Genomic DNA, 18,333 nt, shown 5'->3' with positions numbered 1-18,333 from the left:
ACGGCGTTCCGGGACGGACTGGATTTTATCCATTCCTTCACCACGACGCTAAACCCGGCCTTAGCGGCGCCGCGCTACCTTCACGATCAATTGGTGGTGGTGAATGAGGCAAAAGCCCATGTTGCAAGAGCGTCGAGTGAACAAGCAGGGCGAACAGTATGTCGTCGGTCCGACGGGCACCCCCCTGACGATGCGCGACCTGCCGCCCGAGAATACCGATCGCTGGGTCATCCGCCGCAAGGCGGAGGTGGTCGCGGCCGTGCGCGGCGGACTGCTCAGCCTCGACGACGCCCTGCTTCGCTACCGGCTGACGGCCGAGGAGTTCCTCGCCTGGCAGAAGGCGATCGACAAATGGGGCATGCAGGGTCTGCGCACGACGCGGATCCAGAACTACCGCTCGTAGGATTTTCTCCCCCGAACGAAGCGACGGCCGCTCCCGGCGACGGGGGCGGCCGTCGTCGTTTGGGCCTTCGGCCTCGAAATCGTCCTCCAGTCTCTCTATATGCGCGCGATGACGCTCATCGAGCCTGTTTGCGCGATCCCCGACATCGCCCCCCTGTCGTCTCCGGCCGAGCTGGATGCGGCGGTCGAGAGCGCGCGCCTGGCGGTCGGCCTGCCGGTCGGCTCCCGCGTCGTCGCGGCCATGTCCGGCGGGGTGGACTCCACCGTCGTCGCGGCCCTTCTGCACAGGGCCGGCTATGATGTGGTCGGCGTCACCCTGCAGCTCTACGACCACGGCGCGGCCCTGAAGAAGAAGGGCGCCTGCTGCGCGGGCCAGGACATCCACGACGCCCGCCTCGCCGCCGAGATGTTGGGCATCCCCCACTATGTCCTCGACTACGAGAGCCGGTTCCGCGACGCGGTCATCGACCAGTTCGCCGACGACTATCTGCAGGGCCGGACCCCGGTCCCCTGCATCCGCTGCAATCAGACGGTCAAGTTCCGCGACCTGCTGGATGTCGCCCGCGATCTCGGCGCCGCCGCCATGGCCACCGGCCACTACGTCGGTCGGGCCTTGACCGCCGACGGCCGCACCCAGATGCGCAAGGCCATCGACCCCTCGCGCGACCAGTCCTACTTCCTGTTCGCCACCACGCGCGACCAGCTCGACTATCTGCGCTTCCCGCTCGCCGGTCTGGAAAAGCCCGCCGTGCGCGGCGTCGCCCAGTCCCTGGGCCTGAAGATCGCGTCCAAGCCCGACAGCCAGGACATCTGCTTCGTCCCGTCCGGCGACTACCGCACCCTGATCGACCGCCTCCGTCCGCAAGGCCGCGAGGCCGGGGAGATCGTCCACATGGACGGCCGCGTCCTGGGCAGTCACGCCGGCATCACCGACTACACCATCGGCCAGCGCCGGGGCCTGAACGTCGCCGTGGGCGAGCCCCTGTTCGTGACGAAGCTGGACCCCGACAACCGCCGCGTCATCGTCGGCCCGCGCGAGGCCCTGCTGACCGCCGCCCTGACGCTGGACGAGACCAACTGGCTCGGCGACGAAGCCTCGATCGAAGCGGCCGCCGAGGCCGGCGCCTCCGTCCTCGCCCGCGTCCGCTCGACCCGCCCGCCTTCGCCCGCCCGTCTGACGCTTCAGGACGGGGCGATCTCGATCGTCTTCGAGACCGGAGAAGAAGGCGTCGCCCCCGGCCAGGCCTGCGCCCTCTACGACCCCGCCGACCCCGACCGCCTGCTGGGCGGCGGCTTCATCGCCACGACGACGGCCTGTGTCGTTTCTGCCGTTGTCTGACGATCTCTCCACCCGTCAGGGCCTGCCCGAGGCGTACCGCTACCTGCTCGCCGACCTCCCCCGCGACCGCTGGCACGGCCACGAAGTCGCGGCCATGGCCCGCTTCTGGCTGCAGATGCACGCCGGCTTTCGCCGCGAGGTCGCCCAGATGGACGCCCTGACCACACAATGGCGCGCAGGAGCCCTCGCCCTGCCCGAACTGCACCGTCGCCTGATCCCCGTCCTGCAAGCGTTCCTCCAGCACCTGGACGGCCACCACAATATCGAGACCCACCACTATTTCCCGACCATGCGTCGGGTGGAGCCTCGCATCGGCGCCGGCATCGACCTGCTGGACCGCGACCACGACGCCATCCACGGCCAGCTGGAGACCCTGTTCCGGACCGGCCTCGACTTCCATCAGGGCGTCAGCGGCAATGCCCCGACGGCCGGCGACGCCGCCGCCCGCCTCGCCGACGCCCTCGATGCGGCCGGTCCGGCTCTGGCTCGCCATCTGGAGGACGAGGAGGACATCGTCGTCCCCCTGATCACCCGTCACGCCGATCACTTCAGAGGCTAGGTCGGCGACATGGGCCCGCGCATGGCCCGTCCGCCGTCGTGCGAGCGTTCGGCGATCACGTAGCCATGCTCGGCCATCACCGCCGGCTGATCGGCCAGCTTCGTGGACATGAGGGCCTGGGCGAGCGCATTCAGCCGCTTCATCGGCGTGTCCGCCTCGACCCGCCCCAGCCAGGCGGCGAGCTTCGGCCAGCGCCCGGCGTCGACCTCGGTCCCCACGACCCGCGCATTCAGGAAGGCCGGCGCCAGGCTGAAGTCGGCCAGCCCCGCGCTCTCCCCGAACAGGAACCCCGTCTCCGGCATCACGGTCTCGAGGTAGTCGAAGGTCTCCGGGATCTCGACCGCCCTCGCCGTCTCGACAAGGTTCCGGTCGATCTCTTCCTTCAGGATGCGGGGTTTGATGGCGATCTGGAAGAACAGCTTCCAGCCCAGGACGTCGAACAGCCGGGTATCGGCATATTCCTCGATCCAGCGCGCCCTGGCCCGATCTCTCGGATCGACCGGCAGCACCGAGGGCTCGGGTCGCGTGTCCTCGATATACTGGGCGATGATGGAGCTGTCGCACAGGGTGACGTCACCCTCGATCCAGACCGGAATCCGCCGCAGCGGACTCAGCTCGGAGAACCGTTCATCGCCCCGGAACGGCGTGATCGGATCGATCGCGACCTCGATCCCCTTCACCGCGCAGATCGCCAGGATCTTGCGCACATAGGGCGAGACCGGATTGCCGATCAGGGTGACCGGCGGTCGGCTCACGCCGCCTCTTCCGTCGCGGTGTCCTTGGGCATGATCTCGGCCACGGTCGGCCGGTTCGCATGGAAATGGATCCCGGTGTCGCGGCGCTTCACGATCTCGCCGCAGCAGGAACAGGCCACCCGCGGCTTGAGCTCTGCGCCGCAGGTCTTGTGGGTGAAGCTGACGCCGGAATCCGCCTCGCCATACAGATGCTGCGAGCCCCAGCCGTGCATGACGATCAGCACGTCCGACAGCGCCAGGCCCTTGGGCGTCAGGACATATTCATTGCGGGGCGGGCGTTCGGAATAGAGCTTCGGCTCCAGAACTCCGTGCTGCACCAGGGTTTTGAGCCGCGCGGCCAGGACGTTTCGGGCCACGCCCAGTCGCTCCTGCCACTGTTCGAACCGTTTCACGCCCTGGAAGGCGTCGCGAATGACCAGCAGCGTCCACGGATCGCCGATCACCTCCAGGGTCGCAGCGATCGAACAGCTTTGTTTGGAGTAGTCTGCAGTGCGTCCCATAGGCGTCGTCCGGCAAATTGTGGGCGGCTTTCCAACAAGGTGACGCCCGGCAAGAGATTGAAAGTGACCCTGCGTCAGCGGTTTGGCAAGAGGGTTGCCAAAAGGAACGCAGTAAGTCAGTCTTGTTTCGCTACGGACGAGGCGAGCACTCCTCGCAGCGTTCCTGCATTCCCGACTGGCGGGCGGAAGCCCCGCTTCCGCCCGTTCCTTTCCCGAGCTACGACCCGCGCATGCCTGAACAGACGATCGCGCAAGCCCTGACCCTGACCCCCGGCGATGACGGCGTACTCAGCGCCGACCTGCACGGCGACTTCTCCAACGGCCGGCTGAACGCCCCGCCCGAGACCGGCTTTCCGTTCGGCGGCCTGATCGCGGCCCTGTGCGCCGCCTCGATGCAACAGGGCCTCGCCATCGCCGCCCCGCTCCGCAGTCTGTCAGCCCAGTTCATGACCCCGGCCCGCTTCGGTCAGCCGATCCAGTTCACGCCGCGAATGCTGCGCGGCGGCCGCAGCGCATCCTTCGCCCAGGTCGACGTCACCCAGAAGGACCGGGAGGGCCAGAACCGCCTGACCAACCACGCCAGCGCCACCTTCGGCGACGACGTGCCCGGCCCGGCCATGACGCCGCTCGCCACGCCGCCCCCGCTCGGCGCGCTCCAGACCGGCCGGGGACTTGAAGGCCCGATGGCTCCGCGCTTCTCCCAGCACGTCGACTATCGCTTCGAGACCGGCCCCCACATCCTTCAGCCCGTCCCCGGTCGACCGGTCATCGAGCGCTGCTGGATGAAGATCCGCGACGGCGGGCCCCTGGACGCCATCGGGCTCTGCTACCTTCTGGACGCGCTGTATCCCCCTGTCTGGACGGCCCTGGACAGGCCTGTGGGCATGGCCACGGTGGACCTGCGCTACGACATCCTGACCGACCCGACGCCCGACCACTGCCCGGACGGCTGGGCCTTCTTCGAGTTCCGCATGCTCGATTTCGGCTCCGGCTGGACCGTCGACGACGCCACCGTCTGGGCCGCCGACGGCACGCCCCTGGCCCTGTCACGACAGCGCCGGAAACTGGCGCCGGTACGGCCGGCGCGGTCTTAACCCTCTCCCCCTGCGGGAGAGGGAGCTCGCGCACGACGGCTTGCCGTCGTCCTTGCGCGATCGGGTGAGGGGTCACACGGCTTTTGACGGCTGAGCCCCCCCCACGCCGGCGTGACCCCTCATCCGTCAGCCTTCGGCTGCCACCTTCTCCCGCAAGGGGAGAAGGACGCTTGTTGATCAACACATCCCCCGAATCCGCCTTTCAAAACAACGCTCGGCTCTATCCAGAGCCATTATCGCAGGCGCCCCGCAAAACCGTGCGACACTGGGCACGATCTTTGACAACCCGGCTCTCACGCCGCCCCGGATCTGGACTCAGTGGACTATCTGGACTCTGTGGACTCCGTCCCGGAGTCGCGCCGACCCGAACGCTTCGGACGCTTCGAACGCTTCGGACGGTGTTTTTGGGTCCGGCCCCTCCGCCTTCCCAAGGCCTTGCCCCCGCTCTAAGACGCGCCTCCCCTCATCGAGACCCGCCCTTGCCCTTCCCGTTCGACATCTCCGCCACCGAAGGCCGCGCCCGCACCGGCGTGTTGAAGACCCCGCGCGGCGACATCCGCACCCCCGCCTTCATGCCGGTCGGCACCGCCGCCACGGTCAAGGCGATGACCGTGGATCAGGTGAAGGCTACCGGCGCCGACATCATCCTGGGCAATACCTATCACCTGATGTTACGCCCCGGTCCCGAACGGATGGAGCGGCTCGGCGGGCTTCACAAATTCATGGGCTGGGACAGGCCGATCCTGACCGACAGCGGCGGCTTCCAGGTCATGTCCCTGGCCGGCATCTCGAAGGTGAAGGAGGACGCCGTCACCTTCTCCAGCCACATCGACGGCTCGAAACACGTTCTCTCGCCCGAGCGGTCGATCGAGATCCAGGCCGACCGCATCGGCGCCGACATCTCGATGCAGCTCGACCAGTGCGTGGCCTACCCGGCCGAAAAGCCCGCCGCGAAAGCCGCGATGGAACTCTCCGTCCGCTGGGGCGCCCGCTCTAAAGCCGCCTTCGGAACCCGCGAGACCCAGGCCCTGTTCGGCATCCAGCAGGGCTCGACCTTCGAGGATCTGCGCCGCCAGTCGTCGGAACAGCTTCAGGAGATCGGCTTCGACGGCTACGCCATCGGCGGCCTCGCTGTCGGCGAAGGCCATCAGGCCATGTGCGAGGTCCTCGACTACGCCCCCGACATGCTGCCCGCCGACCGTCCCCGCTATCTGATGGGCGTCGGCAAGCCGATCGACCTGGTCGAGGCGGTCTGGCGCGGCGTCGACATGTTCGACTGCGTCCTGCCCACCCGCGCCGGCCGCCACGGCCAGGCCTGGACCTGGGAGGGGCCGATCAACCTCAAGAACGCCCGCTTCGCCGAGGATCAGGACCCGCTCGACCCCACGATCGACGGACCGTCTTCGTCGTACTCAAAAGCCTATCTGCACCACCTGATCCGGGCCGACGAAATCCTCGGCAAGATCCTGCTCAGCTGGCATAACATCGCCTTCTTCCAGGCCCTGACCGCCGCCATGCGCGACGCCATCCAGCACGGCCGCTTCGAACAGTTCCGTCGCGACTTCCACGCCCGCCACACGTCGAACTGATCATGCGCATCGAGAAGTCCGGCTTCCACGCCTACAACACCTACCTTGAGGAACCGCCCCGCCCGGACGGCAACGAAACCGCACTGCATCGCCACGTCATCATCATCGGCGGCGACAAATACTCCTTCTTCGCCCACTGGTCGGGCAAGTTCGCGCACAAGGGCGAGCGCATCTCCTTCGACTGGGACTGGGACCGCACCGGCGAGTTCCGCAACATCGACAAACCGTCGTTCGAGGCCTTCGCAAAGGACGGCACGATCCACATCAGAGGAGACCGCAGCGAAAAGCGTCGCTAGCTAGCGCTGCGACCGTCCTGTCGGCCGGAACCAGGCGGGGGAAGCGGGCGGCGCACAGTTGGCCCGCATCCCCAGCCCCTTCAGGAAGGCCCGCCGCAGCCGCCCCGCCTCGACCGCATCCTGGACCGTCTTCGACCGCGCCTGGGCGCCGGTCAGTTGCCGGATCCAGCTGCGGTAGGGGATGAAGTCCGTCGCCGCGTTCCGGATCGCGTCCAGAGTTGCCTCGGCCAGGGCGTCCTGGGCCCGTTCGTTCAGGGTGGGCGCATCGGGCGCCGGCGGCTCGTCCCGGTCGGGCCCCAGGGCCTCGTCCAGCCGTGCCACCTCGGCGCCGATGGTCGTGCACTGGCTGAGATTGCGCCGGTCATAGGGATTGGCCTGGGCCTGCAGCAACACCGTCGGGATCTGGTCCCGACGTACGTTCAGATCGACCAGCGGCTGGGTCGCCGCATCGCCGAACCCCGCCCCCACCTGCCGCGCGGCCGAGCAGCCGCCCAGCAGGGCCAGAACCGGGATCACAAGGAGGACGCCACGCAACTGCACCAGAGCCTAGCCCGCGTTCAACGGCCGGATCGAGGCGGCCTCGAACGGCTGGATCTCGCTGCCGAAATTGACCCACAGCACCGTCGTCGGGTCACCGTCCAGCACATAGAAGACGTGATCGCCCACCATCTGCTCGCCCAGATCGCCGCACGGCGGTTCCATCGGTTCCGCGTCGCCCTCGCCGGAGGCGAAGGCCTCCCATTGCGCCTTGACCGGCGCCGGCGGAACGAGGTGGTAGATGCCCTCTGCCACACCGTCGTAGGTCGGCCGCGCGAGCACGCACTCGGCCGTATGTGGCCCCGGCGACTTCGTCCGGGCCTCGGCCAGAACGGATTCGATCGGCGCGTCGGCGGCCTTCTTGAACACGATAATGGCCGGGCTGCGCGACGTCTGGCCGTCGTAGGTCCCCTCCAGGGCGAAGCCCGGCAGGCTGGCGTCATAGACCATGTGGGTATTGCCGGCCTGCGGACAGGCATAGCTCCAGACCGACAGACCCGACCCCTGGGTCTCGCCCCAGATGCAGTCGACGAAGGTCTCTTGCATCACCTGACTGGGCTGCGGCGCGGCCTGGGCGACAGCCGGAGCGGCGACCGCCTTGCCCTCGGTCTGGTTGCACCCTGCAAGGCCGATGAGTGCGGCCGAAGCCGCCATAAATCCGAAACCGCGCATGCCCGTCCATCCCCTTATGTTCGCTCACAATAGCGGTCGCAGGACCGGAGTCACGACGCCAAACGACATCATCAGAAAAGGAAGGCGGCCCACAGCCCTTGACCCGACCCGCGCGATGAACCAGAAGGCGCAACCGCGAAACGGCCCGGCCGTTCTGCGACCACGATGTGCGTCCTTAGCTCAGTTGGTTAGAGCATCTGACTTTTAATCAGAGGGTCCTCGGTTCGAGCCCGAGAGGACGTACCATCGCTTCTCCGTCGTCACAGGCGTGAGAAAGGCCTCGGGCGCTTCCTTGCGTGACCTCGACCGGGCTCCCGGCTGCCGCTAGCAAGCGACCATGAAACCACTTTCCGGCGTCCGCATCATCGAATTCGACGGCCTGGGACCCGTGACCTTCGCGGGCATGGTCCTGGCAGACCTCGGGGCCGAGGTCCTGCGCCTCTGCCGTGCAGAAGCCGGCGCCTTCGGCAACGTCGGAAACGACGTCATGCACCGTGCCCGCGACGCCGTCGTGGTCGATCTGAAATCCCCCGCCGACCGCGAGCGCGTCCTCGACCTCATCGCCGGCGCCGACGCCGTGATCGAAGGCTTCCGCCCCGGCGTGCTGGAACGCCTCGGCCTCGGGCCCGAGGACTGCGCCGCGCGCAACCCGAAACTGGTCTACGGCCGCGTCACCGGCTGGGGTCAGACAGGGCCGCTGGCCCAGACCGTGGGACATGACATCAACTACATCGGCCTGACCGGCGCGCTCCACGCCATGGGCGAGGCCGGTTCCCCGCCCGTGCCGCCTCTGAACCTCGTCGGAGACTACGGCGGCGGCGCCATGCTGCTGATCACGGGAGTCCTGGCCGCCCTCATCGAGGCGCGGACCATCGGCAAGGGACGCGTCGTCGATGCCGCCATGACCGACGGAACGTCGCTCCTGTCTGCCCTCTTCTTCTCGTTGACGGCGAGCGGCCTGTGGTCAGGCGAGCGTGGCTCGAACCTGCTGGACGGAGGCGCACCCTTCTACCGCTGCTATGCCTGCGCCGACGGCAAGTTCGTCGCGGTCGGGGCGCTGGAACCCCGCTTCTACGCCGCCCTGCTCGCCGGTCTGAATCTCGATGCGGCGGATGCGCCCCAGATGCCTGTCAGTGAATGGCCCGCGCTCGAGACGACGTTCGGAGCCCTGTTCGCCACCCGGACCCGCGACGAATGGGCCGCGCATTTCGCTGGAACGGAAGCCTGCGTCACGCCGGTCCTGACATTTTCGGAGGCGGCCGATCATCCGCACAACCGGGCGCGGCAGACGCTCGCCGGGTCACCGCTCCAACCCTCACCAGCCCCTCGTTTCGATGGGCAGGTCGCGCAGATCGAGCCCGCAGGCGCGATCTCCCTGGCGGATGCCCTCGCCCGCTGGGGCTAGACCATCTGGGCTTCCTCTTCGTCGACGGCCTGGGCGCAGGCTTCCGCGAGAGTCGCGGCCAGCAGCGCAGGATCGATCGGCTTGGTCAGGAAGGCGTACACACCGGTCGCGTCCCAGGCGGCGCGGTGCACATCCATGGCGTTGGCGGTCAGGGCGATCAGCGGCGTGCGTCGGTTCAGGCCGCCGGCCCGGATCTGGGCAGAGGCTTCCAGCCCGTCCATCACCGGCATCTGCATGTCCATAAGGATGGCGTCGAACCGCTGGGTCCTTGCCGCCGCCACCGCCTCGGCACCGTTTTCGACCAACAGAATGGTGCAGCCGTGCGGTTCGAGCAGCAACGACAGGATACGGCGGTTCACCGCATGGTCGTCCGCGGCCAGAATCACCTTGCCCTGCAGCCCGGCCTGCGGCGCAGCCCGACGACGGGTCTCGGCCGCCGGCTTGGCCACCGGTTCCATCGGCAGGGTCAGCACGAAGGTCGAACCCTGATCCTCGACACTGTCTGCGGTCAGGCTACCGCCCATGATTTCCGCCAGACGCCGGCTGATCGCGAGCCCCAGGCCGGTGCCGCCGTACTTCCGGGTCGTGCCGGCATCGACCTGCTCGAAACTGTCGAAGATGCCCGCAAGGCGGTCCGCCGGAATGCCACAGCCGGTATCGACCACAGCGATGGTCAGGCGGCTGTCTTCGGCGCTCCAGTCCACCGACACAGCGATCGAACCTTCGTCCGTGAATTTCACGGCGTTGGACAGGAGATTGAACAGCATTTGCTGCAGGCGCAGTGGATCGGTGCGCACGCAGTCCGGTACGTCAGGCTCGATCTCGATCTTCAGCCGGACGCCTTTGGCTTCGGCCTTGGGTCCCCAGAGTCGGCCAAGCGAGCCCAGCTTCTCACGCAGGTCCATCACCGAGGATTCCAGCGTCATCTTGCCCGCCTCGATCTTCGACAGGTCGAGCACGTCGTTCAGCAGACCGACCAGCACATCGCCGCCGTCGAGCAACATCGACACATGCTCACGCTGCTCACGATCCAGCCGCGTTCGGCGCAGCAGGTTCGCCGCCGAGATCACAGCATTCATCGGAGTGCGGATTTCATGGCTGATGACGGCGAGAAACTCCGACTTGGCCGCACTGGCGACCTCGGCCTTCTGACGTTCGCGCCGGGCCTCGGCATTGGCGGTCTGCAATGCCGTCGTGGTCATCGAACTCTGCCGGACAGCCACGATCAGATGCATCATGTAGAGAAGTCCGCCCACCGCGATCAGCATTTCTTGCGGCTTGCCGTCGACGATCGCGCCGACCACCGGCATGCCGAGGAAATACAGGCTGTGGGGGATGACCGCCGCCAACAGCAGCGGCCGCACGTGGTGCATGTGCAGACTGACGTGCAGCAAGCCCCCCGCGACCTGGACGGTGGCGAACAGGCGTCCCGCATCCCCGCCGGCCGTCCACAGATAGGCGGCGATACCGGAATAGATGACTACGTTCACTGAGGCCGTGGCGCACAGGGCGATCTTGTAACCAAGCGACGGCTCAATGTCGGGCCGCTTGCGGAGCGGTCGAAAGACAATCCAGTCCAGCGCCTGCGTCGCCACGACAGCCCCGAACCAAACGGCCGACCACAAGGTGTGCGTCATGAACCACGCAGTCACGGCGATGAACGCCGCCAGGCCGATCCGCGTCTTCAGTTCGCGGAAACGCACCTGGGCGATCATGGCATAGCCGTTCGCCAGCATTCTTGAGCCCTCTCCCATCAACTGGAGTGTCGCACCAATAGACAAAGGATTGGTTGCCAGAACGCTGTTGATCCAGCGTGACCAGCAACGTGGGACAGGTTATGGAACGGGCCTGTTCACGGCGCGTATCTACGTTGCACTGCGGGGGAGATCTTGAATGAAGCGTTTGATGTTGTTGGCGGCTCTGGGCGCCGCGGGTCTGGTTGTAACCGGCTGCGAAGACCCGTCGGCCCGGCAGGCCGAGACCGCGCCACCACCGATCGAGGCGCCCGTCGCACCTGCTGCGACCGATCAGGCCGTTGCTGCCGCAGATGCGGCGGCTGCGACCGATGTTCCGCCGGCCTCCACCCTGCCGCCCGAACAGCGATCCTCTGAAGAGACGGTGAAGCCAGAGAGCGAAACCCTGTTCTATTGATCGGCCCTCAGGTGGTTCCGATTCGCTGATTGAGGGGGGCCTCTGGCGAACCTGGTCCGGTTCGGAACAGGTCGCCGATCAGGGTTGCATATTGACGTCGAGGTCTTCTTCCTTCCGCCACATCTCCGCCGCGCTCGTCGCGGTGGTTTTGGGCTTGGGCGCAACAGGTGTCGGCGACGCGGCTGCTGCTGATGCCCGCGCCCAGATTCGAGGCGATCTCGGCGCCGAACTCCGCGCAGCCCTGGTCCGCGCGATCGGCGAGACTGACGGGCCGCCGACCAATGGCTTCGACGCTCGCCGAAGGGCCAGGGCCGCCATGGCCTCGGCCGAGGCCCTTCTGCGGTCTGAAGGCTACTACCAGCCAATTCTGGCGGATATCGTCGAAGGCGAGGACAATCCGGTCGCAATCGTGGAGATTACGCCCGGTCCCCGGTTCGTGCTCGCAGATCCGGCGATCCGTTGGGTCGCACCGGAACCGGAGCCGGAGGTCATCCGCACAGCCTTGGCGGAAACCGGACTCGCACCCGGAAGTCCAGGTCGGGCCGCCGACGTCATCGCCGCTGAGGGCCGGGTCATCGCCCGCCTGGCGCGCGATGGATACCCGGACGCCGCGACAGAGCCGCGCCGTGTTGTCGTCGACCATGCTGCCCTGACCGTCGCCCCGACCTTCAACATAAACTCCGGCCCCCTGGTCCGTCTCGACGGCGTGCGGGTCGAGACGAGGGGCCCGACGAATCCGGAGTGGGTCATGGGCCTCGCGCCCTGGAACGAGGGTCAGCGCTACGATCCCGAACTGGTCGCCGAGCTTGAGCGAAGATTGCTGGAGACCGGCGTCTACGACGGTGTTGCGGTGGCCCTGACGGCTGCGGACCAGACGACGCCGGCAGGCAACCGACCGGTGGTGATCACCCTGACCGACCGGCCACGCCGCATACTGGAGGCGGGCGCCACCTTCTCGACCGCCGATGGCTCGGGCGTCGAAGGATTATGGACATGGTACAACCGCTTCGGCCGCGCAGACACCCTGCGCTTCCAGGCCAGGCTCGCGAATATCGACAGCCGCATCGGGGCCGACCTCAGCCTGCCGCACTGGCGGACGCCGGGCGAGACACTGGCCCTGTCCGCCGCCGTGGTAAACGAGGACACTGACGCCTATCGCCGGACCGCCGCCGTCCTGTCCGCCGACCTGCGTCAGCGACTTGGAAAGACCTCATACTACAGCTACGGCGTCGGTCTGGACGCTGGCCGGTATAGCGAGAACCGGTTCGATCCGGTCACCCAGGCGCCGATCAGCTTCGACCGCGATCTGGCCATCCTGACCGGCCGCGGAAGCGCCTATATCGACCAGTCGAACGATCCGTTGAACCCCACCACCGGTTGGCGGATGACGCTGAACGTTCAACCGACCGCGGTGACCGGCGAGGACACCATCCTGTTCCTGCGCACGGAGGCCCAGGGCACGGCCTATATGCCGGTTCAGGACAACGCCCGCACCGTAATCGCCGGCCGCATGCGGCTCGGATCGATCATCGGCGGCAGCGAGCTCAGCGTGCCGTCGGACCGTCTCTTCTATTCCGGCGGCGGCGGCTCTGTGCGCGGCTATGAATACCAGGGCGTCGGTCCGCGCCTGCCCGACAATACGCCGCGCGGCGGCATCTCCCTGTTCGAGGTCTCGGCTGAAGTCCGTCACGACGTGGGCAAGGGTTTCGGCGTCGTCGGCTTTGTGGACGCCGGCGCGATCGGTTTCGACGAGACGCCCGACTTCTCCAACCTGCGCTACGCCGTCGGCGTCGGCGCCCGCTACAACCTGTCCTTCGGCCCGATCCGCGCCGATATCGCCTTCCCGCTGGAAAAGCGTGAAGGCGACGCCAGCTTCCAGGTCTATGTCAGCATCGGCCAGGCGTTTTGACCGATCCGACCCCCAAGCCACCCCGTCGCCTGCCTACCCCGCGCAAGAAGCGCGCGGTCGAGGCGGTCCCGCCGGAAACAGCCGTCGAAACCCCCGCCAAGACCGAAAGGCGGCGACGCACCCGGCTGCAGGCCATCGGCTTCTTCGGCGGATTCGCCCTGATGGGCCTGATCGCCCTGACCCTGATCCTCGTCTTCGGCGGCCGGATCTATCTGGTGTCCGGACCGGGGCGGGAACTGGTCACCAGCTTCGTCGCCGGAAAGAAAATCTCCCGATATGGACGCATCAACGTGGAAGGTCTGCAAGGCGACCTGTTCGATGATTTCACCCTGTCCCGCGTCACCATCACCGATGAGAAGGGCGTCTGGCTGGAGGCCCGCGATGTCCGGGTGGACTGGAGCTACTGGCCACTGCTCGCCCGCCGTTTCCACGCCACGGATATCACGGCGAAATCGATCCGCCTGTTGCGTCGCCCGGAACTGGATCCGCCGGACGGCAAGCCTCCAAAGCCGATGCCGATCAGCGTCGATATCGATAAATTCGCGGCCGACATCGAACTGCTGGAAGGGTTCTCGCAGGAGTATGGTCGATGGCGACTGACCGGCGACGCTCTGGTCCCCCGCAGCGGAGACAAGGTCGCGAACGTCGCCGCCTACAGCCTGAACCGGCCGGGCGACTTCCTGCAGGCCGCCGCCACAATCGGCTCGAGGCCTGAGGACCTGCGTCTGAACCTGAGGGCCAGCGAGGCCCAGGGCGGGCCGCTGGCCGGATCCCTCGGCTATTCACCGGATCAACCCTTCTTCGCCTCGGCCCTGGTCAACGGCGACATCGTCAACGCCACGGTGCGGACCGGCGACTTCACGCCCCTGACGGTACGAGGCCGCTACGGGCCGGAAGGTTCGCGCATCTCCGGCTATTTCGACTTCAGCGGATCGGATCTGCTCGAGCCGTTCGTTCAGCGCATCGGACGCACGGCCCGCTTCGGCTTCGCCTCGGTGCCGGACGCGACCGATGCCGGGGTTCAGGGCATGGCCTGGCGGCTGACATCGGAGAACCTTCAATCGAGCGCCCGGGGCCTGATCCGTCTCAACGACCGAAGTGCGCCGGACGGCGTGGCGCTGACGGTCTCGACCGGATCGTTGACCCGGCTCGTCGGCGCGACGAGCGGTGGGGCAGCGACCTATACCGGCGTCTTCACAGGCGACGCGGCGCGCTGGAGTCTGGATGGAGATCTCCGCCTGGCGGACGCCGACCTCGCCAGCTACGCGGCCCGGACGATCACCGGACCGCTCGACATTTCCGCCGACAAAGGGCGGATCGGGCTGAAGGGAGATCTCGCCGTCGGGGGCGGCCACAGCCAGGGCGTCGTCGGTGCGCTCCTTGGTGCGACGCCTCGTCTGTCTTTTGAGGCGTCGCGGCTGACCGACGGGGCCATCCTGCTTCAGAAGGTCGACGTGCGAGGCCAGGCCCTCACCGTGACCGGATCGGGCGGGCGCGGACTGACGGGCGGGCTGGGCTTCCGCGGGCGGGCCGACATCACTGACGTCAGCCGCATCAGGAGCGGCGCCAGAGGAACATTCGGCGGGCCGATCCAGGCGTCCTCGGCCCGCGGCGGCGCGCCCTGGGTCCTGACCTTCGACGGCCGCGGCGGGCGCCTGACCACCGGGATGGACGAACTGGATCGCCTTCTGGGCCCGACGCCCCGGCTGCAACTGACCGGCAATCTCGACGGCAGCCGCATCGCCGTCGAACAGGGCGTCCTGACCGGGGCCGCAGGCACGGCCTCGGCACGCGGCCTGATCGAACCGCAAGGCCGGCTGCGTCTGGCTCTGGACTGGAACGCACAGGGTCCATTCGGCGTCGGGCCGGTCGCCATCGACGGGGCGATGACGGGCGACGGCGCCCTGACCGGCACCCTGGCCCAGCCGCGCGTCGACCTGACCGCCGCCTTCGGCAGAATCGCCGCCGGCCCCCTGACCCTGACAAACGCCGATCTGGTGCTGAGTTTCCGCAAGGGCCCGGACGCCTCCGACGGACGCATCGTCATGACCGCGGGATCGAACTACGGCCCGGCCCGCGCTGAGGGGAACTTCTTCCTCGGCGGCGACCGCATCCGCCTGACCGATGTCGATCTGAATGCCGGAGGCGTGACGGCCCAGGGAGCCGTCGCGCTTGCCAGCAACAGGCCGTCGAGCGCGGACCTGACCTTCACGGCCCGCCCCGGCGCCTTCCTCGCTTCCGGAACAGCGGACGGGCGTATCCGCCTGACCGAGGGAGCAGGGGACGAGACCGCCATCCTCGACGTCAGCGGCTCCAACGTTCGTCTCGCCGGTTCGACCTATCTGATCCGGTCGCTGGAGCTGGACGGACGCGGAACCCTGAACCGGCTGCCCTTCACCCTGAAGGCCGATGTCGGGGGCGGAACGCCCGTCTCCTTCGACGGATCGGGCGTCTATTCGCGCCAGGGCGAGGCGCAGAGCGTCACCCTCAACGGAGCCGGCAGGGTGCGCGACGTGGCCTTCACCACGCGCAATCCCGCTGTCGTCGCCCTGGCCGGAGACGGCCGCGTGGCCCGGGTCGACCTGTCGGTCGGCGGCGGAATCCTGCTGGGCGAACTGCGTCAGGACTCGGAGGCCGTCGTGGTCCAGGCCGACCTGACCAGCGTCGAACTGGGCTCCATTGCGCCCGATCTGCGGGGCCGGGTGACCGGTCGCATCTCCCTGCGCGGTTCCGGAGACGACCTGTCCGGGTCGGCCAATGTCAACCTGGTCCAGCTTCGCAGCGTGGATGCGCCCCGGGGCCTGTCGGTCGACGGAGCCGTCACCGCGACCCTGGTCAACGACACCCTCCGCATACAGGCCAATGCCGCCGGGACCGACGCGGTCCGTGCCACGGCCGACATCACCCTGCCGGTCGAGTCCTCGGCTGCGCCGCTGCGTCTGGCCATCGCCCGGACCCGACCGATGTCCGGCGAGGTCATGGTCCGGGGCCAGATCCAGCCGATCTGGGACGTCTTCTTCGGCGGTGAACGGACCCTGGCCGGTCAGGTGGATGGCCGCGCCCTGTTGAACGGCACGCTCGCAGCCCCGCTGATCACCGGCCGACTGAACCTGCAGAACGGCCGGTTCCGCGACAACGGCATCGGTCTGACGCTCGACGGCGTCACGCTGGCCAGCCGGTTCGACGACACGACCGCCCTGGTCCAGACCTTCACCGCCACCGACGGCGCCGGCGGGACGGTCTCCGGCGACGGCCGCATCGGCCTGAAGGAGGGCTCCGGGTCCAACTTCGAACTGAACCTGACCCGCTTCAAGATCATCGACAACGAGATCGCCGAGGGCCGGGCGTCGGGTCCGTTGACAGTCGTCCGGGCCGCAGACGGCAAGATTACCCTGGCGGGCGAGATCACCATCGACGAGGCCCGGATCGAGGCCAACCCGCCGGGTTCGAGCGGCATCGTCGGCATGGATGTGGTCGAGATCAACCGCCCCGGCGGCGATCCGGTCGAAGCCGACGACGGTCCCAGCCGTGGCCCCCAGGTCGGCATGGACATCCGCCTGCGCTCGCAGGGCGGCAATGTGCGGGTGGCGGGCCGGGGCCTGAACGTCCTGCTCAGCGTCAATGCCCGGGTGCGCGGCACAGTCTCCCAGCCGGTCCTGACCGGCGGCGCGGCCGTGGTGCGCGGCGACTATGAGTTCGCGGGCAAGCGGTTCGTCTTCGACGATCGCGGCTCGGTCTCCCTGTCCACAGATCCCTCGCGGATCCGGCTGAACCTGTCGGCGGTGCGCGAAGACCCGGCCCTGACCGCGACCATCCGGGTCACCGGGACGGCGGCGCGGCCGGAGATCCTGCTGACCTCGGCCCCCGCCCTGCCCCAGGACGAGATCCTGTCCCAGGTCCTGTTCGGCCGGTCGGCGTCGCAGCTGTCGCCGTTCGAGGCGGCCCAGCTGGCGGCGGGCGTCGCCTCCCTGGCGGGCGGCGGCGGGTTCGATGTGATCGGGAATCTGAGGGAACTGGCCGGTCTGGACCGGCTGTCGTTCGGCGGCGAGGCCTCGGCCCTGACGGTGGCGGGCGGCCGCTACATCACCGACGATGTCTATCTGGAGATCATCGGCGGCGGTGAAGGCGGGGCGGCGGTCAATGTCGAATGGCAGGTGCGCCGGAACCTGGCCATCAGCTCCGAGTTCGGCGGACAGGGCGACGCGACCCTGTCGATCCGCTGGCGCCGCCAGTCCCGCGTTCCGGGAACCGGAGCGCAGGACCGACGGCCCAACAGTTCAGAGGACGCGGACTAGCGCGACTGCTCCATCTGGATCCGGTCCAGCTGTTTGATGCCCTTCAGGCCGGTGACGTGCAGCACCAGCTGGATGATCATGATCACCACCGACAGGACGATCTGCCACATGGGCGTTACGGGCGCGTTCGGCATGGAGGCGGTCATCAGGGGCGAGGCGACGGACGTGGCGATGCCCAGGGCGATGAGGACGATGAACAGGATGGCGATAAACTTGCCCGGATTGCGCCACTGGACCACGCCGAGGATGAGCTGGATCAGCACCAGGAACCCGGCAGTATAGAGGGCGATCTGGCCGGCGGCGGCCATGCCGGCGGCAACCTCGGCGTCACCGCCAGCGGATTGCGCAAGGGCGTCCTGCATCGCGGCCGGATTGGCCATCGTCCAGGCCAGGCTGACCAGGCCGACCACGACGCCGATGAAGATCGAGATCGCGCTGGCCTTCGCCGCGCGTTCGGCCTCAGCCTCGGTCGTGATCGGGCTCGCGGGGTTCATCGCCTTCAACCATGTGCTCATTTATCGTCCTCCAAAATGACAAGCACGTTTTACATGACAGCCGCAGCGTGCGCAACATCGTTCGTCCGTCTCCCTCCCCTCCTCAGGAGACATGCGTCGTCGCTCTTCCGCTGTGAACGGGTCGGGGAAGTCGACGGAGCCCGGGCGGTCGCCCGGAACCGATGAGGCCCCCTGCTTTCGCGTTACGGGGACCGATTGAGAATTTTCGGCTCGCGCCGGGGCTCCGTCGCGACCGGTTCACGCGAGCGGCCGGTGACGGGCTTCGTGCAGCCTGTGAGGTCTGTGTCGTTTTCGACCCCCACGCTTTGCGCCGCT

At 67.8% G+C, this 18,333-nt stretch carries 16 protein-coding genes and 1 tRNA gene; 11 read left to right on the top strand and 6 right to left on the bottom strand.

Annotation, left to right across the window (positions count from 1 at the left end):
- Positions 1-118 precede the first annotated feature (118 nt).
- From sciP to Q0044_RS06500, 3 genes are all read left to right on the top strand, one after another.
- Positions 119-403 carry a CtrA inhibitor SciP gene (sciP, locus tag Q0044_RS06510; protein ID WP_271085516.1) on the top strand — a complete coding sequence of 95 codons (285 nt, stop codon included), beginning with the start codon at positions 119-121 and terminating at the stop codon, positions 401-403.
- 99 nt (positions 404-502) lie between these two features.
- Positions 503-1,741: a tRNA 2-thiouridine(34) synthase MnmA gene (gene mnmA / locus Q0044_RS06505; RefSeq protein ID WP_298160895.1), complete on the top strand. Its 1,239-nt coding sequence runs from the start codon at positions 503-505 to the stop codon at positions 1,739-1,741.
- Complete coding sequence (locus Q0044_RS06500) at positions 1,734-2,300, top strand: hemerythrin domain-containing protein (RefSeq protein WP_298160893.1); 567 nt, start codon at positions 1,734-1,736, stop codon at positions 2,298-2,300. Before mnmA ends, Q0044_RS06500 begins: the two co-directional genes overlap by 8 nt.
- Here Q0044_RS06500 and Q0044_RS06495 read toward each other — a convergent pair.
- Both Q0044_RS06495 and Q0044_RS06490 read right to left on the bottom strand, forming a co-directional pair.
- Positions 2,297-3,055: a glutathione S-transferase family protein gene (locus Q0044_RS06495; protein WP_298160892.1), complete on the bottom strand. Its 759-nt coding sequence runs from the start codon at positions 3,053-3,055 to the stop codon at positions 2,297-2,299. The two genes, Q0044_RS06500 and Q0044_RS06495, sit on opposite strands and share 4 nt — an antisense overlap.
- Positions 3,052-3,555, bottom strand: a complete 504-nt coding sequence (locus Q0044_RS06490; protein WP_298160891.1) for a winged helix-turn-helix transcriptional regulator — start codon at positions 3,553-3,555, stop codon at positions 3,052-3,054. Before Q0044_RS06490 ends, Q0044_RS06495 begins: the two co-directional genes overlap by 4 nt.
- Before the next feature lie 230 nt (positions 3,556-3,785).
- Here Q0044_RS06490 and Q0044_RS06485 point away from each other — a divergent pair, with 230 nt between their 5' ends.
- The 3 genes from Q0044_RS06485 to Q0044_RS06475 all read left to right on the top strand — a co-directional run bounded on the left by Q0044_RS06485 (position 3,786) and on the right by Q0044_RS06475 (position 6,534).
- A complete protein-coding gene (locus Q0044_RS06485) occupies positions 3,786-4,649 on the top strand; it encodes an acyl-CoA thioesterase (RefSeq protein ID WP_298160889.1) in 864 nt (287 codons plus the stop codon).
- A gap of 479 nt (positions 4,650-5,128) precedes the next feature.
- On the top strand, positions 5,129-6,238 hold the full coding sequence (gene tgt, locus Q0044_RS06480) for a tRNA guanosine(34) transglycosylase Tgt (protein ID WP_298160887.1): 1,110 nt from the start codon (positions 5,129-5,131) through the stop codon (positions 6,236-6,238).
- A gap of 2 nt (positions 6,239-6,240) precedes the next feature.
- The gene (locus Q0044_RS06475) at positions 6,241-6,534 is read left to right on the top strand and encodes a hypothetical protein (protein ID WP_298160885.1); all 294 of its coding nucleotides are present in this window, start codon (positions 6,241-6,243) and stop codon (positions 6,532-6,534) included.
- On the opposite strand, the gene Q0044_RS06470 is transcribed toward Q0044_RS06475, so the two are convergent.
- A complete protein-coding gene (locus tag Q0044_RS06470) occupies positions 6,535-7,068 on the bottom strand; it encodes a hypothetical protein (protein WP_298160883.1) in 534 nt (177 codons plus the stop codon).
- Between the two features lie 12 nt (positions 7,069-7,080).
- Complete coding sequence (locus Q0044_RS06465; RefSeq protein ID WP_298160881.1) at positions 7,081-7,743, bottom strand: hypothetical protein; 663 nt, start codon at positions 7,741-7,743, stop codon at positions 7,081-7,083.
- Between the two features lie 169 nt (positions 7,744-7,912).
- Between Q0044_RS06465 and Q0044_RS06460 the strand changes: the two genes are divergently transcribed.
- Positions 7,913-7,989: transfer RNA gene (locus Q0044_RS06460), tRNA-Lys, on the top strand.
- Positions 7,990-8,080: 91 nt separating this feature from the next.
- Entirely contained in the window at positions 8,081-9,148 is a 1,068-nt protein-coding gene (locus Q0044_RS06455) for a CaiB/BaiF CoA transferase family protein (protein WP_298160880.1), read from the top strand.
- Here Q0044_RS06455 and Q0044_RS06450 read toward each other — a convergent pair.
- Entirely contained in the window at positions 9,145-10,884 is a 1,740-nt protein-coding gene (locus Q0044_RS06450; RefSeq protein ID WP_298160878.1) for an ATP-binding protein, read from the bottom strand. The genes Q0044_RS06455 and Q0044_RS06450 overlap by 4 nt on opposite strands.
- Positions 10,885-11,041: 157 nt before the next feature.
- Here Q0044_RS06450 and Q0044_RS06445 point away from each other — a divergent pair, with 157 nt between their 5' ends.
- From Q0044_RS06445 to Q0044_RS06435, 3 genes are all read left to right on the top strand, one after another.
- Complete coding sequence (locus tag Q0044_RS06445) at positions 11,042-11,299, top strand: hypothetical protein (protein WP_298160877.1); 258 nt, start codon at positions 11,042-11,044, stop codon at positions 11,297-11,299.
- A gap of 154 nt (positions 11,300-11,453) precedes the next feature.
- Positions 11,454-13,208, top strand: coding sequence for an autotransporter assembly complex protein TamA (locus tag Q0044_RS06440; protein ID WP_298160876.1), 1,755 nt, complete (start codon positions 11,454-11,456; stop codon positions 13,206-13,208).
- On the top strand, positions 13,205-17,503 hold the full coding sequence (locus Q0044_RS06435; protein ID WP_298160874.1) for a translocation/assembly module TamB domain-containing protein: 4,299 nt from the start codon (positions 13,205-13,207) through the stop codon (positions 17,501-17,503). The genes Q0044_RS06440 and Q0044_RS06435 overlap by 4 nt, the downstream gene beginning before the upstream one ends.
- Here the strand turns inward: Q0044_RS06435 and Q0044_RS06430 are convergent.
- On the bottom strand, positions 17,500-18,018 hold the full coding sequence (locus Q0044_RS06430; protein WP_298160872.1) for a hypothetical protein: 519 nt from the start codon (positions 18,016-18,018) through the stop codon (positions 17,500-17,502). The genes Q0044_RS06435 and Q0044_RS06430 overlap by 4 nt on opposite strands.
- Positions 18,019-18,333 lie beyond the last annotated feature (315 nt).

Source organism: Brevundimonas sp. (assembly GCF_027484365.1).
GTDB lineage: Bacteria > Pseudomonadota > Alphaproteobacteria > Caulobacterales > Caulobacteraceae > Brevundimonas.
This window is presented reverse-complemented; position numbering and strand designations above follow the sequence as displayed.